The sequence below is a fragment of the Luteimonas changyuni genome (genome assembly GCF_039548395.1).
In the GTDB taxonomy this organism is placed as follows: Bacteria; Pseudomonadota; Gammaproteobacteria; order Xanthomonadales; family Xanthomonadaceae; genus Luteimonas.
The window spans coordinates 205,274-226,267 of the sequence record NZ_JBCLUZ010000001.1; the positions used below are offsets into that span (position 1 = coordinate 205,274).

Annotated in this window: 18 protein-coding genes and 1 pseudogene; 8 read left to right on the forward strand and 11 right to left on the reverse strand. The window is 72.3% G+C overall.

All coding sequences use genetic code 11. From position 1 onward, the window contains the following. Positions 1 to 24 precede the first annotated feature (24 nt). Positions 25 to 2,685 (reverse strand): bifunctional diguanylate cyclase/phosphodiesterase, encoded by a 2,661-nt coding sequence (locus tag WCD84_RS00935; protein ID WP_343280112.1) that lies wholly within the window; start codon positions 2,683 to 2,685, stop codon positions 25 to 27. 173 nt (positions 2,686 to 2,858) lie between these two features. Here WCD84_RS00935 and WCD84_RS00940 point away from each other — a divergent pair, with 173 nt between their 5' ends. The 7 genes from WCD84_RS00940 (at position 2,859) to WCD84_RS00970 (ending at position 11,748) form a co-directional block, all read left to right on the forward strand. Then, the gene (locus tag WCD84_RS00940; protein WP_343278817.1) at positions 2,859 to 3,560 is read left to right on the forward strand and encodes a glutathione S-transferase N-terminal domain-containing protein; all 702 of its coding nucleotides are present in this window, start codon (positions 2,859 to 2,861) and stop codon (positions 3,558 to 3,560) included. Positions 3,561 to 3,614: 54 nt separating this feature from the next. Then, the gene (locus WCD84_RS00945) at positions 3,615 to 5,870 is read left to right on the forward strand and encodes a S9 family peptidase (protein WP_343280113.1); all 2,256 of its coding nucleotides are present in this window, start codon (positions 3,615 to 3,617) and stop codon (positions 5,868 to 5,870) included. Between the two features lie 101 nt (positions 5,871 to 5,971). Continuing rightward, on the forward strand, positions 5,972 to 7,168 hold the full coding sequence (locus tag WCD84_RS00950) for a beta-ketoacyl-[acyl-carrier-protein] synthase family protein (RefSeq protein ID WP_343280114.1): 1,197 nt from the start codon (positions 5,972 to 5,974) through the stop codon (positions 7,166 to 7,168). Beyond that, positions 7,165 to 7,974, forward strand: coding sequence for a beta-ketoacyl synthase chain length factor (locus WCD84_RS00955; protein WP_343280115.1), 810 nt, complete (start codon positions 7,165 to 7,167; stop codon positions 7,972 to 7,974). Before WCD84_RS00950 ends, WCD84_RS00955 begins: the two co-directional genes overlap by 4 nt. After that, positions 7,967 to 8,806, forward strand: coding sequence for a glycosyltransferase family 2 protein (locus WCD84_RS00960; RefSeq protein WP_343280116.1), 840 nt, complete (start codon positions 7,967 to 7,969; stop codon positions 8,804 to 8,806). The genes WCD84_RS00955 and WCD84_RS00960 overlap by 8 nt, the downstream gene beginning before the upstream one ends. Next, complete coding sequence (locus WCD84_RS00965; RefSeq protein ID WP_343280117.1) at positions 8,806 to 10,425, forward strand: NAD(P)/FAD-dependent oxidoreductase; 1,620 nt, start codon at positions 8,806 to 8,808, stop codon at positions 10,423 to 10,425. The genes WCD84_RS00960 and WCD84_RS00965 overlap by 1 nt, the downstream gene beginning before the upstream one ends. 18 nt (positions 10,426 to 10,443) lie before the next feature. Next, a complete protein-coding gene (locus tag WCD84_RS00970) occupies positions 10,444 to 11,748 on the forward strand; it encodes a cation:proton antiporter (RefSeq protein WP_343255514.1) in 1,305 nt (434 codons plus the stop codon). Between the two features lie 9 nt (positions 11,749 to 11,757). On the opposite strand, the gene WCD84_RS00975 is transcribed toward WCD84_RS00970, so the two are convergent. The 10 genes and pseudogenes from WCD84_RS00975 to WCD84_RS01020 all read right to left on the reverse strand — a co-directional run bounded on the left by WCD84_RS00975 (position 11,758) and on the right by WCD84_RS01020 (position 19,735). Next, complete coding sequence (locus WCD84_RS00975; RefSeq protein WP_343255515.1) at positions 11,758 to 12,243, reverse strand: hypothetical protein; 486 nt, start codon at positions 12,241 to 12,243, stop codon at positions 11,758 to 11,760. Positions 12,244 to 12,331: 88 nt separating this feature from the next. Next, on the reverse strand, positions 12,332 to 13,159 hold the full coding sequence (fabG, locus tag WCD84_RS00980) for a 3-oxoacyl-ACP reductase FabG (protein ID WP_343280118.1): 828 nt from the start codon (positions 13,157 to 13,159) through the stop codon (positions 12,332 to 12,334). Between the two features lie 7 nt (positions 13,160 to 13,166). Continuing rightward, the gene (locus tag WCD84_RS00985; protein WP_343280119.1) at positions 13,167 to 13,613 is read right to left on the reverse strand and encodes a phosphotransferase; all 447 of its coding nucleotides are present in this window, start codon (positions 13,611 to 13,613) and stop codon (positions 13,167 to 13,169) included. Next, positions 13,610 to 15,976, reverse strand: coding sequence for an MMPL family transporter (locus WCD84_RS00990; RefSeq protein WP_343280120.1), 2,367 nt, complete (start codon positions 15,974 to 15,976; stop codon positions 13,610 to 13,612). The genes WCD84_RS00985 and WCD84_RS00990 overlap by 4 nt, the downstream gene beginning before the upstream one ends. 43 nt (positions 15,977 to 16,019) lie before the next feature. Beyond that, the gene (locus WCD84_RS00995) at positions 16,020 to 16,718 is read right to left on the reverse strand and encodes a LolA-related protein (RefSeq protein ID WP_449280034.1); all 699 of its coding nucleotides are present in this window, start codon (positions 16,716 to 16,718) and stop codon (positions 16,020 to 16,022) included. A 49-nt stretch (positions 16,719 to 16,767) separates the two neighbouring features. Next, positions 16,768 to 17,652, reverse strand: a pseudogene (locus tag WCD84_RS01000) (LpxL/LpxP family acyltransferase); the annotation flags it as partial. After that, on the reverse strand, positions 17,649 to 17,927 hold the full coding sequence (locus tag WCD84_RS01005; protein WP_343278807.1) for a hypothetical protein: 279 nt from the start codon (positions 17,925 to 17,927) through the stop codon (positions 17,649 to 17,651). The pseudogene WCD84_RS01000 and the gene WCD84_RS01005, both read right to left, overlap by 4 nt. A gap of 17 nt (positions 17,928 to 17,944) precedes the next feature. Then, on the reverse strand, positions 17,945 to 18,721 hold the full coding sequence (locus WCD84_RS01010) for a lysophospholipid acyltransferase family protein (protein WP_343280122.1): 777 nt from the start codon (positions 18,719 to 18,721) through the stop codon (positions 17,945 to 17,947). Positions 18,722 to 18,759: 38 nt separating this feature from the next. Continuing rightward, positions 18,760 to 19,443 carry a ketosynthase gene (locus WCD84_RS01015; protein WP_343255522.1) on the reverse strand — a complete coding sequence of 228 codons (684 nt, stop codon included), beginning with the start codon at positions 19,441 to 19,443 and terminating at the stop codon, positions 18,760 to 18,762. A 25-nt stretch (positions 19,444 to 19,468) separates the two neighbouring features. Next, a complete protein-coding gene (locus WCD84_RS01020; RefSeq protein WP_343255523.1) occupies positions 19,469 to 19,735 on the reverse strand; it encodes a phosphopantetheine-binding protein in 267 nt (88 codons plus the stop codon). A 137-nt stretch (positions 19,736 to 19,872) separates the two neighbouring features. On the opposite strand from WCD84_RS01020, the gene WCD84_RS01025 reads away from it, so the two are divergent. Continuing rightward, positions 19,873 to 20,856 (forward strand): chorismate transformation enzyme, FkbO/Hyg5 family, encoded by a 984-nt coding sequence (locus WCD84_RS01025; RefSeq protein ID WP_343280123.1) that lies wholly within the window; start codon positions 19,873 to 19,875, stop codon positions 20,854 to 20,856. The last annotated feature ends 138 nt before the right edge of the window (positions 20,857 to 20,994 follow it).

Consider the following 20,994-nt stretch of genomic DNA (forward strand, 5'->3'; position numbering starts at 1 on the left):
CAGGCCCGGCACCCACCCCAGGCGTCAGCGCGCGGCGATCTGCCGCAGGCGTTCGAGCACGGCGTCGAAGTCCTGGGGGCGCGCGAGCAAATAGCCCTGGAAGGCGTCGCAGCCGCGCTTGCGCAGCCATTCATGCTGGTGCGGGGCTTCCACGCCTTCGGCGACGACGTCCAGGCCCAGGCCCTTGGCCATGCGCAGGATGGCCTCGCAGATGGCTTCGCTTTCCGGATCGCGCCCCAGGTCTCGGACGAAGGACTGGTCCAGTTTCAGCCGCTGGACCGGCAGGTCCTTGAGGTAGGCCATGCTCGAGTAGCCGGTGCCGAAGTCGTCGATGGCAAGCGACACGCCCAGAGCGCCAAGCGCCTTCATGGCCATGCGCGCGTCCGCCGGGCTCTCCAGCAGCACGCTCTCGGTCAGTTCCAGTTCCAGCCTGTCGCGCGGCAGTCCGAACTCCGCGAGCAGCTGGCCGACCTCCTGCACCAGTCCCTCCTGGAACTGCAGCGCCGACACGTTCACCCCGATCCGCAGTGCTCCCCAACTGCACGCGTCCAGCAGGCACCACCGGCTCATCGCCTCGCGCAGCACCCAGCGACCCAGCGGGAGCACCAGCCCGGACTCTTCGCAGACGTCCATGAAGGCCCCCGGCGCAAGCAGGCCGCGGTCCGGATGCCGCCAGCGCACCAGGGCTTCGAGCCCGCAGGGGTGGTCCTGGCAATCGAACTGGAGCTGGAAGGCCAGCTCGAACTCTTCGCGCTCGAGCGCGTCATGCAGCTGCTTGACCAGCAGCAGCCGGTCGCCTGCGCGGGAGTCGAACTCGCTCCTGTAGCCCACGCTGCGGTTGCGCCCCAGGCGCTTGGCCCGGGCGCCGGCCTGGCTGGCCGCGCGCAGCAGGGTGGTGCCGTCCATGCCGTCGCCCGGGAAACAGCTGTAGCCGAGGCTAGGCGTCACGTGCAGTGCGGCGCCGCGCACTTCAACCGTGCCCGCCACCGCCAGGCGCAGCGCTTCCACGCGCGCCGGCACCTCCGCGTCCGGCCCGAGGGGAAGCAGGATGCCGAACTCGTCGCCGCCCAGCCGCGACAGCGTGGCCCCGGCGCCCGCCGCGGTCTCCAGCCGGCGCGCGACCGAGATCAGCAGTTCGTCGCCGACGCCATGGCCAAGACTGTCGTTGACCAGCTGGAAGCGGTCCAGGTCAAGGTGGCAGACCGCGAACCGGCCGTCGGCATCGGCCAACGCGCGGTCGATGCAGCCGATCAGCAAGTCGCGGTTGGCCAGGCCGGTCAGCAGGTCGTGGCTGGCACGGAACGCCATTTCCTCGGCAGCGCGTTTGCGCAGGGTGACGTCCTCGACGACCCCGACGAGGCTCGCCGCGGGGCTGTCGACATCCAGCACTGCGGCCAACCGGACCTCGAGGTCGCGGATGTCCCGGGGGGCGCGTCGGTCGCTGACCTCGATGCGGACGTCGCGACGACGCTTCATGGCCGCACGCAGCAGGCGGACGTCCACGGGATCAAGCAGCGCCCTGAGTGCCGCGCGCACGGCGGACGGCGGAGCACCGGGATCGACGCCGGTCAGGCGGGTGAATGCGGCGTTCGCGTAGACCAGCTGGTCGCGCGGCGCCTGCAGGATGAACGTGCCCTGGTCCGAGGTTTCGATCGCGCGCCGCAAGACCCGCATGTGCTCGCGCAGGTGGCCCACCGCGTCCCGGCTGGCGGCCACGCTCCGTCGCATCCTTCTCTCGCGCAGGGCCGCCCGGTGCAGAAACCACATGCCGACAAGCCACGCGGCGGTCAGCAGCAGCATGCCGCAGGCGAGGGTGGCCACGAACGCCCGCCAGCCACCGTACAGTGCATCGGGTGTCATGCCGACGGTCGCGATCAGGGGCCGGTCGCCAATGTGCCGGTACCCGACCATGCGCTCCAACCCGTCCAGGCGGCTTCGTGATCTCAGGAGCCCGCGGTCCTGGCCGGCGCCCACGCTGAACACCGGAGACGCTCCGGCATCCAGACCCGCATGCAGCGTGCCGGTGTCGGAGCGCGCGATGAGCACGCCGTCCCGATCGAGCAGCGAGGACACGCCATCGGGCCCGACCTCATGCTCCTGCAGCACTTCGATGAAGGCCTCGGCGTCGAGGTCGGCGCGCAGCCACTGCGTTGGCTGGCCGTCGTCCACGGCGAGGTGGAAGGGCATGGCCAGCGGCAGGACCCAGCGCCCCCCGGCATCCTGTCCTGCCGGCCCGAATTGCAGGTGGTAGGGTTCGAGCGCGGTGGTCGCGGCGAAGGCCGGGGCCTCGGCCTCCACGCGAAGGTCGAGCAGGTGGCGATGGCCAAGGGCGATTCGGCCGATCGCACCCTGCGTGAACGCAGCCCTCGTTTCCGGTGCGGCGCCATCCACTGTTTCGAGGCCGACGGCCAGCCCGTGCATGGCGCGCTCGATGCTGAGGATCTGCTGCCCGGTCTGGCGGACATGACTGTCCACCAGTGCCCGCAGGTAGCGCGCGCCCGCGTCGCGGCGCACGCGGAGGTCGTTCCAGGCGACGGCCACGGCGGCCAGGAGCACGCACAGCACCAGCGTCCCGCCGAACCACCAGGCGCGACGGAAGCGCGCGGCTCCCGCATCCGCGCCGTCGGCGCTGCGGCCGCCAGTCCCGGGCGTCCCTTGCGCATTGTCCTGGGGTTCCACGTCCATCGGTCGATATTCCCCGTGGGGTCGGCTGCAGCCTAACCCGCGTCGGAACCGCTGCGCCAACGTGCTGCACCGTGCGCCCGGGCGTCCTGCCCGGACGCTGCGTTGCGCGCCGCAGCCCATCGCCGGCGCGGCGCCGGCCTAGACTTGGAGCCCCACCTTCGCGGAGTCCCCGGATGATCGACCTCCACTACTGGCCCACCCCCAACGGCCACAAGGTCACGTTGTTGCTGGAGGAAGCGGGCCTCGACTACCGCATCCATCCGGTCGACATCGGCAAGGGCGCGCAATTCGAGCCGGATTTCCTGGCGATCTCGCCCAACAACAAGATGCCCGCGATCGTCGACCATGCCCCCGCCGACGGCGGCGCGCCGCAGAGCGTGTTCGAATCCGGCGCGATCCTGCTCTACCTGGCGGAAAAGACCGGCCGCTTCCTGCCCACCGACCCGCGCGGACGCATCGAGGCGCTGGAGTGGCTGTTCTGGCAGATGGCCGGCCTGGGGCCGATGACCGGCCAGTACGGCCACTTCAACGTCTACGCGCCCGAGAAGATCCCCTACGCCATCGATCGCTACAGGAAGGAGGCCGAGCGCCTGCTGGGCGTGCTCGACCAGCGCCTGGCCGGCCGCGCCTTCATCACCGGCGACGACTACGGCATCGCCGACATGGCGGCCTATCCCTGGATCAATGTCTACGCCAGCGCGCCGCTGGACATGCAGCCCTTCCCCGACGTGTTGCGCTGGCAGGCCGCGATCGCCGCCCGCCCCGCCACGCAGCGCGCCTATGCGCTGTCGACACAGGTGAATCCCGACGCCGGCAAGCCGATGAGCGACGCGCAGAAGGCCGTGCTGTTCGGACAGGGCACCCGCCCGGCCTGAACCGGCGGTGGCTGCGGCATCATGGGGCATTCGACCGCCTCCCCGGACCGCCACATGCGCCTGTTCCTGGCCACCGCACTCATGACCCTTGCCCTCCCGACGGCCCACGCCGCCACTCCCGACGCCCCGCCCGCGAAGCCGCTCACCCTCGAGGCGATCACCGGCGACGCGGCGCTGTCGGGACCGACGCTGCTGCGGCCCAAGGTGGCGCCCGACGGATCGAAGGTCAGCTTCCTGCGCGGCCGCGAGGACGACCGCAACCGCCTCGACCTCTGGGCCTACGACGTCGCCAGCGGCAGCACTGCGATGCTGGTGGATTCGGCCGTGGTGCTGCCCGGCGACGAGGTGCTGAGCGACGAGGAGAAGGCGCGGCGCGAGCGCCAGCGCATCGCCGCGCTGTCGGGCATCGTGGACTACCACTGGGCCCCGGATTCGCAGCGCCTGCTGTTCCCGCTGGGCGGCGAGCTTTACCTGTACGACCTGTCGCAGGCGGATGGCGACGCGGTGCGCAAGCTGACCTCCGGCGGCGGCTTCGCCACCGATCCCAAGGTCTCGCCCAAGGGCGGCTACGTCAGCTTCATCCGCGGCCGCAACCTGTGGGTGGTCGACCTGGCCGGCGGCGACGAGGTGCAGCTCACCCGCGACGGCGGCGGTGCGATCGGCAACGGTGTGGCCGAGTTCGTCGCCGACGAGGAAATGGCGCGCCACACCGGCTACTGGTGGGCCCCGGACGATTCCGCCATCGCCTACGCCCGCATCGACGAGTCTCCGGTGCCGATGCAGAAGCGCTACGAGGTCTATCCCGACCGCACCGAGGTGGTCGAGCAGCGCTATCCCTCGGCCGGAGACGACAACGTCCGCGTCGAACTGCTCGTCGCCCGCCCCGGCCGACCGGACCAAGCCCCGGTGCGCATCGACCTCGGTCCGGAGCAGGACATCTACCTGGCCCGCGTCGACTGGCGCGACCCGCAGCGGCTGACGTTCCAGCGCCAGTCGCGCGAGCAGCAGCGCCTGGACCTCATCGAGGTCGAACTGGCCAGCGGCCGCCAGCGCACGCTCATGACCGAGACCTCGGACACCTGGGTCCCGCTGCACGACAACCTGCGCTTCCTCGCCGACGGCCGCTTCCTGTGGTCGTCCGAGCGCGACGGCTTCGAGCACCTGTACATCGCCGGCGCCGACGGCACCGACCTGCGCCAGCTGACGCGCGGTGACTGGCCGGTGGACGCGCTCGAGGCGGTGGACGAGGCGAAGGGCCTGGCCTACTTCACCGCGGGCCGCGGCTCGCCGACGCAGCGCGCGCTGTATTCGGTCCCGCTGGAGGGCGGCGACATCGTCGAACTCACGTCCACGCCCGGCATGCACGCGATCACCTTCGCCGGCAACGCCAGCGTCTACGTCGACAGCTGGTCGAACACGCGCACGCCGCCGCAGCTCGAGCTGTACCGCGCCGATGGCAGCCGCATCGCCGCGCTGGTGGAGAACGATCCCCGCGACCCGGGCCATCCCTACGCCGGCCACCTGGGCGCGCACCTGCCCACGGAGTTCGGCACGCTCACCGCGGCCGACGGCACCACGCCCCTGCACTACAGCGTGATCAGGCCCGCCGGCTTCGATCCCGCGCGGTCCTACCCGGTCGTGGCCTACGTCTACGGCGGCCCGGCCGCGCAGACCGTGCTCGACGCCTGGCCCGGCCGCGCCGATGCCTTCTTCAACCAGTACCTGGCGCAGCAGGGCTACGTGGTGTTCTCGCTCGACAACCGCGGCACGCCGCGTCGCGGGCGGGCGTTCGGCGGCTCGCTGTACGGCCGGCAGGGCACCGTGGAAGTCGAGGACCAGCGCGCGGGCGTGGAGTGGCTGCGGGCGCAGCCCTGGGTCGATGGCGAGCGCATCGGCGTGCACGGCTGGTCGAACGGCGGCTACATGACCCTGATGCTGCTGGGCCAGGCGCCCGGGCACTACGCCTGCGGCATCGCCGGCGCGCCGGTCGCCGACTGGGCGCTGTACGACACGCACTACACCGAGCGCTACATGGGCCTGCCCAAGGCCAACGTCGACGGCTACCGCACGGCCAGCGTGTTCACCCACCTCGACGGCATCCGCGACGACGCCCTGCTGCTCATCCACGGCATGGCCGATGACAACGTGCTCTTCAGCAACGCCACCGCGCTGATGTCGCGGCTGCAGGCGGCGGGCACGCGCTTCGAGCTGATGACCTATCCCGGTGCCAAGCACGGGCTGCGCGGCGCGGATGCGCTGCACCGGTATCGCCTGTCGGAGCGATTCTTCGCGGGCTGCCTTGGCGATTGAGCCCGCAGGCCCTTGCCACGGCACTCCCGCGGCCATGGCTATACTCGGCGCCTTTCCAGCACCGGGTGCACGCCTTGCCGTCATCGCAGTCGCCTTCCCTCATGCCGGCCCTGGCGATCACTGCCTACACCGCCACCACCGCCCTTGGCCGCGGTCGCGCGGCGCAGGCCGATGCGCTGCGCGCGCGCCGTGGTGGCCTGCGGCCAAACGACTTCGGGCCTGATCCACTGCCGGCCTGGATCGGTCGCGTGGACGGTCTCGAAGACGAGGCGCTGCCGGCGTCGCTGGCGCAGTGGGAATGCCGCAACAACCGCCTGGCGTGGATGGCGCTGCAGTCGGACGGACTGATGTCCGCCATCGACGACGCACGCACGCGCCACGGCGCCGAGCGCGTCGCGGTGGTCATCGGCACCTCGACCTCCAGCATCGGCGCCAGCGAGGAGGCCTACACCCGGCTCGAGCCGGATGCCGACGGCATGCCCTCCTTTCCCGCCGACCTGGCGCGCCCGGTCGTGCATACGCCGCATTCGCTGGGTGACTTCGTCCAGGCCGCCACCGGCCTGCGCGGCCCCTGCGTCACCGTGGCCACGGCCTGTTCCTCGAGCGCCAAGGTGTTCGCGCAGTCGGCGCGCCTGGTCCAGGCCGGCCTGGTCGACGCGGCCCTGGTCGGCGGCGTCGACACCCTGTGCGGCAGCGTGCTGTCCGGCTTCAACTCGCTGGGCCTGGTCTCGGCCAATCCCTGCCGGCCCTTCGACCGCGACCGCGACGGCCTGTCGCTGGGCGAGGCCGGCGGCTTCGCGCTGCTCGAACGCCCGGTGCCGGGCAGCACCGGCCTGCGCCTGTGCGGCTATGGCGAATCCAGCGATGCCCACCATATGTCGGCGCCGCACCCCGAAGGCCTCGGTGCGCGCCTGGCCATGCGCGACGCCCTCGCACGCGCCGGGATCGATGCAGGGGACGTCGGCTACCTCAACCTGCACGGCACCTCGACGCCGGCCAACGACACGGTCGAGGCCGCGGCGGTGGCCGCGATGTTCCCGGCCACGCTGCACGCCAGTTCGACCAAGGGCTGGACCGGGCACACCCTCGGCGCGGCCGGGATCGTGGAGTCGGTGTTCGCACTGCTCGCGCTCGAACATGGCCTGCTGCCAGGCATCCTGCACAGCGAGACGCCCGATCCGGCCTGCGGCCCGCAGATCCGGTTCGACAACGTGGAGGGCAGCGTCATCCGCTACGCCATGAACAACTCCTTCGGCTTTGGCGGCAACAACGCCGCACTGGTGTTCGGACGCGCATGACGAAGCTCAATACGCTTGCCGCGCGCATCGAAGGCATCGGCTTCTGGGCCGACGGCCTGCCCACCTGGAAGGCCGCGGTGGACCACGTGCTCAATGGCACGCCGCCGGGCGACGGCGGCAAGCCCTCGCCGATGATGCTGGCGCCGAATGAACGCCGCCGCGCACCGCCCTCGGTGGCGGTTGCGCTGGACGTCGCACTGGCCGCCTGCGAGGCGGCCGGCCGCGAGCCGGCGTCGCTGCCATCGGTGTTCGCCTCCACCCATGGCGATCTCGCGATCACCGACTACATGTGCGCGACCCTCGCCGACGACCCGCGCGCGATCTCGCCGACAAAGTTCCACAACTCGGTCCACAACGCCGCCGCCGGCTACTGGACCATCGGTGCCGGCTGCCTGCGCCCGGCAACGGCGCTGAGCGCGCACCGCGCGAGCTTTGCCCAAGGGCTCCTGGAAGCGCTCGCCCAGCTCGCGTGCGGCGACACCGCCGTGCTGCTGGCGGCATACGACACGCCCGGCACCGGGCCGCTGGGGGCGGTGTCGCAAAGCACCGGCCTGCTTGGTGGCGCGCTGGTGCTGGCCACCGGCCCGGGCGCGGACCAGCAGCGCGACCGTGGCGGCATCAACCTGCGCGCGACCTTGGTCGATGGCGACGCCCCCCGCGGCAACGGCGTGCTGTCGCGCCACGCCGGCGCCAATGCGATGGCGCCGATGCTGCCGCTGTTCGACGCGCTGGCCACCGGCAGCGACCTCGTGCTGCTGCACGCCGGCCACGGCCGCACGCTGCGGGTGGAGCTGGCCCATGGCTGAGCCCATCCCGCTGCGCGGCGAAGACACTGCGGTGGTCATTCCCGCGCTCAACGAGGCGTTGCGCATCCGCGACGTGGTCGAGGGCGCGCTGGCGCAGGCGCCGCTGGTGATCGTGGTCGACGACGGCTCTGACGACGACACCGCCGCGCGCATCGCCGACCTGCCCGTTCGCGTGGTCCAGCACCCGGCGCGCATGGGCAAGGGCGCAGCCCTGCGCAGCGGCTTTGCCGAGGCCGCGCGCCTGGGCGCCCGCGCGGTGGTCACCATGGATGGCGACGGCCAGCACGACGCCGCGGACATCCCGCGGCTGATTGCCGCCGCGAACCGTCACCCGGGCTGCGTGATCGTCGGCGCGCGCCTGCGCAAGCGGGCCTCGCAGCCGCCGCACCGGCGCCTGGGCAACGACTTCGGCGACTGGGGCATCAGCTGGGCCTGCGGCTTTCGCGTGGTCGACAGCCAGAGCGGCCAGCGCCTGTACCCGCGGGAGGTCTTCACGCTCGAAGGCGTGCCGGGCGAAGGCTTCGTGTTCGAGGCACAGATGCTGATCTCGGCCGCGCGCGATGCCGGCGCTGGCGTGGTCGCCGTGCCGATCGAGACCCGCTATGCCGGCTGCGAACCCGGCGTCGAGTTCCGCAAGAGCCACTTCCGCCTGGGCCGCGACCTGTGGGCGATCACCTCGCACGTGGTTGGCCAGGTCCTGCGGCATGGCGATGTCCTGGGCGGGTATGCGCGCACGCGCAGCCGTCCGCCCGTCATCGACGACGCCAACGGGGCATCCACGCCCGCCCACGCGGAAGACGGCACCGCACGGACCGGCGAGGGCCACTACTGATGGACGAAAACAATCGCGTCGACGTCGCGATCCTCGGCGGCGGGTTGGCCGGCCTGACCCTGGCGCTGCAGCTGCGCCGGGCCGACCCCTCGCTCTCGATCACCGTGCTCGAACGGCGCGTGCACCCGGCGCCGGAGGCCGCGTTCAAGGTCGGCGAATCCACGGTCGAGATCGGCGCCCACTACTTTTCCCACGTGCTGGGGCTGCGCGAGCACCTCGACCGGGAGCAGATCCGCAAGTTCGGTTTCCGCTTCTTCTTTTCCGACGGCCGCAGCGACATTGACCGCTGCACCGAGATCGGCGTCAGCCAGCTGCTGCCGACACCGTCCTGGCAGATCGATCGCGGCCGCTTCGAGAACATGCTCGGCGAACGCGCGCGGGCGATGGGCATCGGCTTCCGCGACGGCGTGGTGGTGCGCGGGGTCGAATTCGGCGAGGGCGACAAGGACCATCGCATCGCCTGGTCGGGCGACGGCGGCGAAGGCAGCCTGGCCGCGCGCTGGGTCGTCGACGCCAGCGGCCGCGCCGGCCTGCTCAAGCGCCAGCTGGGCCTGGCCGAGGCCAACGGCCACGATGCCAATGCCGCCTGGTGGCGGGTCGAAGGCATCCTCGATCCGAACGACTGGTCCGACGACGAGGCCTGGCGCACCCGCTGCACGCCACCGGACCGCTGGCGCTCGACCAACCACATGTGCGGCACGGGCTACTGGTTCTGGATGATCCCGCTGGCCTCGGGCGCGCACTCGCTCGGTATCGTCTGCGACGCCGCGATGCATCCGCTGGAGGGCATGAACAGCCACGACAAGGCCACGGAGTGGCTGCGCAGGCACCAGCCGCGCGTGGCCGCGGCGCTCGAAGGGCACGCGGTGAAGGACTTCCGCTTCCTGCGCGGGTTCTCGCACGGCTGCAGCCGCCTGTACGGCGAGCGCTGGGCGCTGACCGGCGAGGCGGGCCTGTTCATGGATCCTTTCTATTCGCCGGGCAGCGACTTCATCGCGATCGCCAACACCCAGATCGCCGACCTGATCGCGCGCGACCGCGCAGGCGCGCCCTTCGCCCCGTACGCGGCGATGTACGAGCGCCTGTTCTTCTCGTTCTACGAGAACACCATGACGCTCTACCAGGGCCAGTACGCACTGTTCGGCGACGAGCAGGTGCTGCCGGTGAAGGTGATCTGGGACTACACCTTCTACTGGGCGCTGCTGGCGCCCGCGTTCTTCACCGGGCGCATCACCGACATCGGCATGTTCGGGCGGCTGCAGCCGCTGTTCGAACGTGCCAGCGCGCTCAACGCCGCCATGCAGCCGCTGCTGCGCGAATGGGGTGAACGCAACGCCGCCGCGGGGTCAACGCCCGCGGGGACCGGGCGCTCGCTCGACCAGCACGGGATCCAGTGGTTCCACGAGCTCAACCGCGCGCTGCGCGACACGCTCGACGACGACGCCTTCGACGCGCGCATCGCCGACAACGTCGGGCGCATGGAGGCGCTGGCGGCGGAGATCCTGGCGCGCGTGCGCGACCTGCACCCGTCGATCGGCGAGCACGGTTTCGACGGACTGCTGGCCGGTACCGACGTGCAGCCGGCCTCGCTTGGCGACGCCTGGTACAGCGCGGCCTGAACCGCGCCCGAGGATCGCATGCATCACAGCCCCCTCCTGCTGCAACTGGTCATCATCCTGCTTACCGCGCGCGCCTGCGGCCTGCTGCTGCGCCATGTCGGGCAGCCGCCGGTCATCGGCGAGATGGCCGCCGGCCTGCTGCTGGGGCCGATCGTGTTCGGAGCCTGGTTCCCCGGGCTCCATGCCTCGGTGTTCGCGCCGGAGTCGCTGCCGGGCCTGGCCTCGTTGGCCGAACTCGGCCTCGTGCTCTTCATGTTCATCGTTGGCGTCGAGCTGCGCGCGCCCGACGGCGTGCGCGCGCAGCTGAAGTCCGCCGGCCTGGTCGGCGTGGCCAGCGTACTGGTTCCGATGGCGCTCGGATTCGCGGTATCGCCACTGCTGCATCCCTACGCACCCGCGGGCGTGGGCCTGGTGCCGTTCGGGCTGTTCATGGCCGCGGCGATGTCGATCACCGCCTTCCCGATCCTGGCGCGCATCCTGAAGGAACGCGGCATGACCCACACGCCGCTGGGGCGGCTGGCCCTGGGCGGCGCCGCGATCGCCGACGTGCTCGCCTGGATCATGCTGGCGCTGGTGGTGGCCCTGGTCGGCGCTGGCGACGGCTACGGCGGCTTCATTCGCGCCACCGCGGGCCTGGCGATCATCGCCGTGGTCGTGTTCACGCTGCTGCGGCCGCTCTATGCCTGGCTGCTGCGCGCGCACGCGGCCGACGGCGTCCCCTCGCTGATGGTGCTGGCGGCGCTGCTGATCGGCGCGTTCGCCTGCGGTGCGGCCACCGACCGGCTGGGCGTGCACGCCGTCTTCGGCGCCTTCCTGTTCGGTGCCTGCCTGCCGCGGGACGAGCGCTTGCTGAAGTCGCTGATCGAGCGCGTCGAGTACCTCGCGATCGTGGTGCTGATGCCGATCTTCTTCGCCCTGGCCGGACTCGGCACCACGTCCGATGCATTCACCGGCGCAGCCTTCGGCGCGATGCTGCTGATCCTGGCGGTGGCGGTGATCGGCAAGGTGGCCGGCGGCGCGATCGGCGCGCGGCTGTCCGGCCATGGCTGGCGCGAGAGCTTCGCGGTGGGCTCGCTGATGAACGCGCGCGCCCTGATGGAGCTGATCGTGATCAAGGTCGGCCTGGACGCGGGGATCATCGGGCCCGACCTGTTCACCATGCTGCTGGTGATGGCGATCCTGACCACGGTGATGACCGGGCCGCTGGTCACCCTGTCACTGGGGCGGCGCGCGACGCAGGCCACGTCGGCCCCGGGCGCGACGGTGGCCGCCGGGACCCCGGAAGGCGCGGCGGCCGAGGCGCCCGCGCGGCAGCGCGGCTGACGCTGCGGTTCAGTCGACCGGCTGCTGCACCGGCTGCGGCGGCAGCACCTGCTCCGGCGGCGGGTTTGGCAGGTAGATGGCCACGCCGCGGGCGTGCTTCTGACGCGGACTGATGTTCACGCCAACGCCGCCGCTGCTGAAGCTGCGGCTGCCGACGCGTCCCGTGCCCGCGCCCACGCTGACCCCGCCGCCGCCGTAGCCCTCGGCCGTGCCCTGGAACAGGATGCCGTTGGCGCCCAGCGACGCGGCTTCTTCGCGCAGCTTGCGCAACACCGAATCGGTCTTGTTCTGCTCGCCGTAGGTGAAGGCGCCGCTGGAGGTCTCGAGCAGGGCCACTTCTTCATATGGGACACCAGGCGCGCCGTGGTAGACGCGCACCAGCGCCGGATCGATCGGCGCACGCGGCGTGCCGGTGAGGATGTGGGACGAGGCGCAGCCGGCCAGGAGCAACACGGCGCTGGCGGCGGCGATGCGGAACAAGCGGGCGGTGGTCATGGCGTCACCTGGCAGGGATGGGATCGATCATCTTCCCACCCGGGTGAATCCGGTGTCACCGCCGCCGGGAATCCAGGTCCGCCCGCCTTCAGCCCATGCCGCCGTTGACGCCGATCACCTGGCCGGTGACGTAGGCGGAGGCGTCGGAGCACAGGAAGCGCACTACGGCGGCGATTTCGTCCGGGGTCCCGGCGCGCCCGGCGGGCACCATCTGCTTCACCGCCTCGGGCGGGAAGGCGGCTTCGGCCATGCGCCCGGCGACCACGCCCGGCGCCACCACGTTCACGGTGATGCCGCGGCTCGCCATCTCCCGGGCCAGCGATTTCGAGGCGCCATGCAGCCCCGCCTTGGCCGCCGCGTAGTTCGCCTGGCCGCGGTTGCCGAGCACCGCCGCCACGCTGGACACGCTGACGATGCGCCCCCAGCGCGTGCGCGCCATCGGCAGCAGCAGCGGCTGGGTGACGTTGAAGAACCCGTGCAGCGATACGTCGATCACCCGCCGCCACTGCTCGGCGGACATGCCCGCCATGGGCGCGTCGTCGTGGATGCCGGCGTTGTTGACCACGATCTGCACCGGTCCGGATTCGAGCAGCGCCGCGATGCCCTTGGCCGCGGCGTCGCCATCGGCAACGTCGAAGGCGATGGCCTCGGCGCTGCCGCCGGCGGCGATGATGTCGGCCACCACCGCATCGGCCCGCGCGCGATTGCCATTGGCATGGACGATGACGTGGACGCCGTCGGCGGCCAGCTGGCGGCAGATCGCGCCGCCGAGGTCGCCGCTGCCGCCGGTGACGAGCGCGCGGCGCGGGACGGCGGCCGAGGGCGCGGCGCCGGAGCGCGCCGATCCGGAGGTCGCGGCGGAGGACGGTGCCGTGCCGGACGGCGCGCTGGGCGATGGCGTGGTGTTCTGGCTCATGCGGCGATTATCCCGGCATCGACGCCGCATCGGCGAGCACCACCGCCGCGCGGCCCTCGGCAAGCAGCACGCCGGCGTGATGGATGCGGAAGGCGTACTGCTGGCTGGCCCCGCCTTCCATCAGCAGCTCGGCCTCGCCTTCGAGATCGCCAGCGAGGTCATCGATCCGCGCCACGTGCAGGTCCACGCCGCGCAGCGCGACCAGCATGCCCGGGCGCACCGCAGCGCCGGAATCGCGCCCGCGCAGGCCGCCGTGCACGGCCATCGCCTGGGCGCCGTATTCGCACAGGTGCACCGCGCGCAGCAGGCCGTGGCTGCGCAGCGGATGCGCCGGGTCGCGGTGGTTGCCGGCGCGCAGCGCGATGCGCGTGGCGTCCCACGCGGTGACCTGGTCCCACAGGCACATCGCGCCCTGGTGCGGCACCAGCGACAGGATCCCGGCGCGGGTGATCATGCGTGGCCCTCCACTGCGGGAGCGGCTTCCGCGGCAGGTCCGGGGCCGGCATCGTGGCGGGAAACCAGCAGCGCCAGCACGAAGTTCGAGACCACGCCGATCGCGACCGTGCTGCCGATCGCACGCAGCACCGGAATCGACGACAGCGCAAGCAGGCTGAACACCAGCGCGGTCATCAGGCTGCAGACCAGCACCGCGTGCAGGGTGCGCAGCTGGTCTTCGCGGCGGTCGCCGGCGTGCTCGAAGAACAGCGCGTAGTCCAGGCCGAGGCCGGCGGCGAGGATCAGCGCCACCAGGTGGAACAGGTTGAGCTCGACGCCCAGGCCGCGCAGCACGGCCAGGATGACCAGCGTGGTCAGCGCCATCGGCAGCAGCACGCGAAAGACCCGCCCGGGCGTGCGCAGCGCGATCCACACCGTGGCCGCCAGCAGCAGCGCGGCCAGCGCCAGCGCGGCGAGCACGCGGCCGCGGTACTCCGCCACCAGCGATTCGGACGCGGCCTTCATGTCCAGCAGCTCGCCGCCGGCATCCGCCGCGGCCTGCGCCACGGCATCGACGTCCTTGAGTCCGCTGAGCGAGACCAGGGCCGTCGCGCCGCCGTCGCCGTCGCCGTCGAGCAGGAGGCCCTGCACGGTGCCGGCGAGCGGCGTGCCGGCAAGGTCGCCCGGGCGCAGCGGCGGGGCACCGCGCGCAAGCTCGACGTCGGCCAGGAAGGGGGTGAACGCGTCCTCGCGGAAAGGCGTGCCGGCCAGGGCGTCTGCAAGCGATGCGCGCAGCGCCTCGGGCGCCGGCAGGGCCCGCTGGCGCCCGCGCTGGGTGGCCGGGGAGGGCAGGTAGCGCGCGGCGCTGTCATAGCCGTCCAGTGCGCCCGCGGCGACCAGCGCGTCCAGGCGCGGGTGGAGTGCTTCGGTCGCGGCCAGGGCAGCGTCGGCATCGGTGCCGCGCAGCACTGCCACGTAGCGGACGTCGGGCGCGCCCAGCTCCGCGCGCAGGCGCGCGTCCAGCGCCATGCCTTCTTCCGGCACCGGGGTCAGCTTTGAAAGGTCGTTCTCCCAGAACGGCCCGCGCGCGCTGGCAAGCACCGCGACGCAGGCCAGCGCCAGCGCCAGCAGCGACCAGCGCGGCCGCGGCAGGCGCCCGATGCCGCGCCACAGCGCCTGCAGCACCGGCGAGTCGGCGAGGTCGCGCGGCGCGGGATCGACCAGCGGCGGCAGGCCGAAGCGCGTCGCCAGCGCCGCCGCCGCCAGCGCGGAGATGGTGAACACCGCCAGCTGGCGCAGGCCATCGACGCCGGAGAACAGGAAGGTGAGGTAGGCGATGCAGGTCGCGACCACGCCGGTCACCAGCGCCGGCCACAGCGCGCGCACGTTGTCGCGCGGGCTGATGCCGGCGCGCTGCTGGCTGAGGAAGTGGATCGGATAGTCCTGGACCACGCCGATCAGGGTGAAGCCGAAGGCGACGGTGATGCCGTGCACGGCCTCGAACAGCAGCGCCACCGCGCCCAGCCCGGCCAGCCCGGCGGTGGCCAGCGGCAGCACGCCCAGCAGCGGCGCGCGCCAGCTGCGGTAGGCGAGCAGCAGCAGCAGGACCAGGGCGATGCTGTCGATGGTGCCGATCCACTGCGCCTCGCGCGCGGTGCGACCGCCGATCTCGACCGAGAACGCGCCCGGGCCGGTCATCCGCAGCCGGGCGCCGCTGTCGCCCGCCACCTCGGCGAAGCCGGCGTACACGGCGTCGTAGGCGCGCTGCTGCGCGCTGGGGTCGAAGCCGGCGGCGCCGGTCTGCGCGAGCAGCAGCGCCTCGCGCCCCGCGGCGTCGAACCAGACCCCGTGCAGGCGCTGCGGCGCGGCCTTGGGCTGCCAGGCCTCGGCCAGGACCAGCATCTCCAGGGTGGGGTCGGCGGGCAGCAGGGGCTCCACCAGCGCCGCCATCGGCGAGCCCAGGTCCTGCAGGCGCTCGGCGAGCTGTTCGCCGAGGTGGTCGGCGTCCAGCGGCCGGTCGTCGAAGCTGGGCGAGAGCAGGTAGCGGTAGGGACGTAGCGATTCCGGCACCGCATCGAGGCCGGCGTCGGCGCCGTTGGTGACGAATTCGAAATCGGGATTGGCGGCAAGTCCGGCGGCCAGCGTTCGTGACTGCGTCGCCAGGACTTCGGGCGGCGCGCCGGAAAGCGATACCAGCAGCAGCCGCGTGCCCGGCCCGTCGCCAAGCTCGTCAACCAGCAGGGCCTGTGCCGGCGTGCGCGGCTCGGGCATGAAGCGGCGCAGGTCGCCGCTGAGTTCGAGCCGCTGGCCAATCGCCCAGCCCGCGACCAGCAGCGCCGCAAGCCACAGCAGCGCCAGGGCGGTGCGACGCCGCGGACTCATCGCATCACCGCGGCGGGATCCACCGGACCCGGACCCGCGGGACTCATTGCGCCGCTGCAGCCGGGTCGCGGCACAGGACCTCGTAGGCGGCGCCGTCGCCGGCGGCGATCGCGGCGCGCGCCGCCCCCGCGAGCAGGCTGCGCTGCAGCTCGCCCTCGGCCGGCCGGGTCTCGATGCAGCGCAGCTCGGCGCCGCGGCCATGCAGGGTGATGTCGCGGACGCTCGCGGCCAGCGCCGCGTCGCGCGGCACCAGCACCAGGGTCCAGTCCTCGCGGCTGCCGTCGGCGCTGATGCGGTAGTCGCGCTGCAGCGCGGCCGCATCGCCGGCCAGCAGCGCGCCGAAGCTGGCCTGCAGGCCGGCAAGCTCCGGAGCCCGCGACAGCGCGAAGGTGCGCGGCCTGCGGTCGCCGCGGGCGATGGTCGCCTCGCCGCCGCGGATGGTGGTGGTCTCGGCGTAGGGCACGCGGACCTCGCGCACCAGGGTGGTGGCGTCGGGGCGCGCGTATTCGCCCTCGATGCGCAGCGGCGCCTTCAGCATGGCCGAGCCGCGCAGTTCGACGAAGGGCGTGCGCACCGGCGCCGGCCGCGCCAGGCGCTGCAGGATCCAGGCGCTATCGACCGCCGGCTGCGCCGCCGACGGCAGCGCGGTCGCCGCCAGCAGCAGTGCCGCCAGCGTCCACGCCGGCGTCCCGGGCCTGCGTTTCCGGGTCGGCGGATGCCCGCGCCCCGGACCCGCGTCCATGTTCGTGCGGCAGGCGGTGTTGCTGGCCTCGGCTGTGTTCAAGGTCACCCCAGAAGTCGTAGAAATTGAACCAGTTGAACGGTGCATCGCGGAGATGATGTTCAAGCCGGGCAGCGTAACGCTGGATAAGCGCGGGCAGCGCCGCCGCGCGCTCGCGCCGCGGGATCGCGACGCCGTCGCTGAAGTGTTCGAACACGAGATCGTAGCGCCTGCCGCCGCGATAGATGCCGAAGGCCAGCTGCACCGGCACCTGCAGCACCGAGGCCAGCAGCCATGGCGCCATCGGGAACTGCGCCTGGTCGCCGAGGAAGGATGCGCCGATCGACGTCCCGCCCGGCTGCGTGCGGTCGACCAGCAGCGCCACCAGCGCGCCCTCGGCCGTGGCCTGCTGGATCGCGAACATGATCGCCGGGCCGTCCTGGCCGGCGTCGATCACCGAAGCCGCGAGGTCCGGGTTCAGCGCGTCCAGCAGCTGGGTCACCGCCGGGCTGTGCGCCTTGTCCAGCACCACCCGGATCTTCTGCTCCGGTCGCTGCCGGCCAAGCACGCGCAGCACCTCGAAGCTGCCCAGGTGCGAGCCGAACACCAGCACGCCCCGGCCGCGGTCGAGCGCGGCGTGCAGCGAGTCCAGGCCGCTGACCCGGATGTCGAATCGGCCCATGTCTCCGCCCAGCAGGAACACGCGATCAAGGATCGTGGCGGCGAAGGTGTGGATATGGCGGGCGACGTCCGCGAGCCGGGCGGGCCGGCCGAGCACGCGACCGAGGTAGGCGCGCGAATCGCGCCGCTCTTCGCCGCGGCGGAACAGGAAGTACGCCGTGATCGGGTACAGCAGCAGCCGCGCCAGCCCGCGGCCGGCGCACAGGCTGACCCTGCTCAGCAGCCACACCGCGAACCGGCCGCCCCCCTCGCGGCGCTGCTTCCAGCCGTTCATGGCAGTGCCACCTCGCCCGACGCGACCAGCGTCGCCTCCCGCAGCACGCGGAAGCGACAGCGGAGCGCCTCACCGGTGAGCTCCACGCGCGCGACCTCGCCTGGCAGCAGCGGGCTGGCGAACTTCACCTGCGGCATGCGCAACGGGCCCAGCGGCCCGTGCACGGCTTCTATCGCCGCCAGCACGTGGTCGAGGATCACCACGCCCGGCACCAGCGGACGTCCGGGAAAGTGACCCGGCAGGCAGGGATGATCGTGTTCGACGACAAACTCCATCGGTCCGCGCACGCGCCTCAGGATGCCTGGCGCAGCAGTGCGACCACCGAGGCGTGGGCCGCGTCGGCCAGCGCCTGGCGGGCGGTCGCGCTGGAGCCGCTGCCGGCGGTCGGCAGCGGCGTGCCGAAGCGGACGCGAATCACGCCGGGCCGGGCGCGGAAGCCGTCAGGCGGCAGCACCGCGCCGGCACCTTCGATCGCCACCGGCAGCACTTCAACGCCGGCGTCGATCGCCGACTGGAAGGCACCGCCCTTGAACGCCGCCACCGCGCCGCAGCGGCTGCGCGTGCCCTCGGGGAACAGACACAGCGTGTGGCCGTCGCCCAGCAGCGCCGCGGCCTCGCGGCGCAGGCGCGGGCCGGCGCGCGGGTTGTCGCGCTCGATGAACAGCATGCCGCAGGCGCGCGCGTACCAGCCCACGAACGGCACCCGGGCCATCTCCTGCTTGAGCAGGAAGCGCAGAGGCACCGGCACCGCGCGGAACAGCGCGCAGATGTCGATGATCGACTGGTGGTTGGACACCAGCAGGCGTGGCTGCGACCAGTCGATGTGCTCGGCGCCTTCCACCTCCAGGCGCGCGGCAGTGCCGGCAAGGAGCGCGGGCGCCCAGCAGCGCGCGGCCATGCGCAGCGGCCAGTCGCGGCGACGGCTGACGAGCAGCACCAGCAGCGACAGGCTGATCAGGCCCGCGGTCCAGGCCAGCATGAAGACGAAGCCGGCTGCGTTGTGGACGCTCCAGGCCAATCGTTGCAGGGCCGGTTCGGCCACTTCCATGTTGTCGACGCGCTGCTGCATCGGCAAAGCATACCCAAAGGCCACGCCCGAACCCCTGTTCAGCGCAGGAAATCACGCCAGAACGCCGGCCCCAGCCCCGCCATCTGCCGAAGGAAGTCGACGAAGCTGCCGTGGTGCCCGGGGAGGCGATGCCTGCGCCAGGCGAACTCGATGGCGGAGAACCCGCCAAGCAGCCCGTAGTTCAGGATGTTTGCAAACAGCGACCACTGCTCGCGGGTGATGCTGACCGGCGCCGGCAGGCCGAGGCTGGACAGCAGGCCTCCGGGTTCGGCGACCATCGCCAGCGCCAGGTTGGCCGTGCCCAGCAGCAGCAGGACGCCCGCCCAGGCCGCGGTCAGGCGGCGGCTGTAGACGAGCAGTTCGGGTGCCAGGGTGTCCACGGTGCTGCCATCGATGGCGGCGACGATGCGCGTGATCAGCGCCCCGCGCGGCGACCAGAGGCTGCGGGCGAACAGCCACGCGATCACGCCCACGAAGACCACCGGCGCCACCAGCAGCGGCAGCCCGGCATGGCCCGAGCGGTACAGCAGGTGGCAGGCGGCGACCGCCAGCGGCAGTGCGGCCCAGGCCCGGGCGCGGCGCGCGGCCAGGCCCGTAGCAAGCATCATCACCACCAGCGAGAGCAGGGCGGCATAGGCGTAGCGGTCATCGAGGGTGGCGCTGGCCAGGTGCGCAAGCACCGCGTAGGCCACCGCCATCGCGACCGTGAGTGCCAGGCCCATGGCCGGCACCGGGGGCGCGCCGGCGTCAGGCGCGGTTGGCTTCGACGTGCGCCGACAGCGCGCGCAGCGAGGCGAAGATCCGGAGGTTCTCCTCGCTGTCCGAACGCAGCTGGAAGCCATAGCGCTTGCCCACCGCCAGCGCCAGCTCCAGCGCGTCGATCGAATCCAGTCCGAGGCCGGCGTTGAACAGCGGTGCTTCGGGATCGATCGAACCGGGCTCGACGTCGTCGAGGCTCAGCGCTTCGACCAGGAGTTCGGCAAGTTCGCGTTCGGCGGGGGACTGCGTGGACATGCGGTGGGTTCCGTTACGGCTATCATCTTGCCCCCGATGATCGCATGGCCACCGCGCGTCGCGAAATGCACAACCCCGCAGAAGAACCACACGCCGGCTCCCGGACCCCGGTCCGTGGCGCCCCCGCGGTCGCGGGCTTGCCCCGGCTCTCCATAGAGTACGTCGATGCACCGGATCCGTCGGCCCTGCTGGGCTGCGACGACGTGCTGGCGGTGTTCGGCTTCGGCGGCGCGGCGCCGGCCACGCACGATGATCCGCGCTACCTGCGGGTACCTCTGGAGCCCCACGGCACGGCGGGCTTCGAGGTCTGGCGCGGCAGCGCGCCGGTGATCCGCGGCCGCGACGATGGCCTGCGCTGGGCCAGCGACGGCCAGCTGCTGTTCGGCGTGGTCGAGGTTCCCGAGCGCGAGGGCGATATCCAGGAAGCCGCACGGCACGCCTATGCGCGGCTGGCGGCCTTCACCACCGGCAGCCGCACCCCGCACCTGCTGCGGGTGTGGAACTACGTCGACGCGATCACGCTCGGCAGCGGCGACGACGAACGCTACCGCGCCTTCTGCGTCGGTCGCGCCCGCGGGCTGGGCGATTTCGACGTGCGCACGCTGCCGGCGGCCACCGCCATCGGCCGATGCGACGGCGAGCGCGTGGTGCAGGTGTACTGGCTGGCCTCGGCGGCGCCGGGCACGCCGGTGGAGAACCCGCGCCAGGTCAGCGCCTACCGCTATCCGCGCCAGTACGGCCCGCAGGCGCCAAGCTTCGCGCGCGCGATGCTGCCGCCGGCCGGCAGCGCCATGCCGTTGCTGCTCTCGGGCACCGCGGCGGTGGTCGGCCATGCGTCGATGCACGACGGCGAGCTGCTCGCCCAGCTCGAGGAGACCTTCGCCAACTTCGACGCGCTGGTCGGCGCGGCGCGGCGCCACGACCCATCGCTGCCAACGCGCTTCGGCGCCGGCACGCGGCTCAAGGTCTACGTCCGCGACGCCCACGACCTGCCGCTGGTGGCCGACGCGCTGGACCAGCGTTTCGGCGACGCCGTGCCTCGGCTGCTGCTGCACGCGGCGATCTGCCGCCACGAACTGGCGGTGGAGATCGACGGCGTGCATGGCGCCCCCCTGGTCTGAGCAGCGGCGCGACCATCCGCACCCGTCTTGTTGCAGCGCACGATTGAGTGATATCCGGACACGGCGCATATTCGGGCTGGGCCAGGACGACACGGCCTGCACACCTTCGCATTGACCACGAAGGCACCGTTCGGGGGG

What these genes read in the sequence shown, in the direction of transcription:
- WCD84_RS01020 (WP_343255523.1), bottom strand. Translation starts at nt 19,735, where the DNA reads ATGTCCACGCAGTCCCCCGCCGAACGCGAACTTGCCGAACTCCTGGTC.
- WCD84_RS00955 (WP_343280115.1), top strand. Translation starts at nt 7,165, where the DNA reads ATGACGAAGCTCAATACGCTTGCCGCGCGCATCGAAGGCATCGGCTTC.
- WCD84_RS00975 (WP_343255515.1), bottom strand. Translation starts at nt 12,243, where the DNA reads ATGACCACCGCCCGCTTGTTCCGCATCGCCGCCGCCAGCGCCGTGTTG.
- WCD84_RS00990 (WP_343280120.1), bottom strand. Translation starts at nt 15,976, where the DNA reads ATGAGTCCGCGGCGTCGCACCGCCCTGGCGCTGCTGTGGCTTGCGGCG.
- WCD84_RS01005 (WP_343278807.1), bottom strand. Translation starts at nt 17,927, where the DNA reads ATGGAGTTTGTCGTCGAACACGATCATCCCTGCCTGCCGGGTCACTTT.
- WCD84_RS01010 (WP_343280122.1), bottom strand. Translation starts at nt 18,721, where the DNA reads ATGCAGCAGCGCGTCGACAACATGGAAGTGGCCGAACCGGCCCTGCAA.
- WCD84_RS00940 (WP_343278817.1), top strand. Translation starts at nt 2,859, where the DNA reads ATGATCGACCTCCACTACTGGCCCACCCCCAACGGCCACAAGGTCACG.
- WCD84_RS00945 (WP_343280113.1), top strand. Translation starts at nt 3,615, where the DNA reads ATGCGCCTGTTCCTGGCCACCGCACTCATGACCCTTGCCCTCCCGACG.
- fabG (WP_343280118.1), bottom strand. Translation starts at nt 13,159, where the DNA reads ATGAGCCAGAACACCACGCCATCGCCCAGCGCGCCGTCCGGCACGGCA.
- WCD84_RS00960 (WP_343280116.1), top strand. Translation starts at nt 7,967, where the DNA reads ATGGCTGAGCCCATCCCGCTGCGCGGCGAAGACACTGCGGTGGTCATT.
- WCD84_RS00965 (WP_343280117.1), top strand. Translation starts at nt 8,806, where the DNA reads ATGGACGAAAACAATCGCGTCGACGTCGCGATCCTCGGCGGCGGGTTG.
- WCD84_RS00970 (WP_343255514.1), top strand. Translation starts at nt 10,444, where the DNA reads ATGCATCACAGCCCCCTCCTGCTGCAACTGGTCATCATCCTGCTTACC.
- WCD84_RS00985 (WP_343280119.1), bottom strand. Translation starts at nt 13,613, where the DNA reads ATGATCACCCGCGCCGGGATCCTGTCGCTGGTGCCGCACCAGGGCGCG.
- WCD84_RS00950 (WP_343280114.1), top strand. Translation starts at nt 5,972, where the DNA reads ATGCCGGCCCTGGCGATCACTGCCTACACCGCCACCACCGCCCTTGGC.
- WCD84_RS01015 (WP_343255522.1), bottom strand. Translation starts at nt 19,443, where the DNA reads ATGGGCCTGGCACTCACGGTCGCGATGGCGGTGGCCTACGCGGTGCTT.
- WCD84_RS00995 (WP_449280034.1), bottom strand. Translation starts at nt 16,718, where the DNA reads ATGGACGCGGGTCCGGGGCGCGGGCATCCGCCGACCCGGAAACGCAGG.
- WCD84_RS00935 (WP_343280112.1), bottom strand. Translation starts at nt 2,685, where the DNA reads ATGGACGTGGAACCCCAGGACAATGCGCAAGGGACGCCCGGGACTGGC.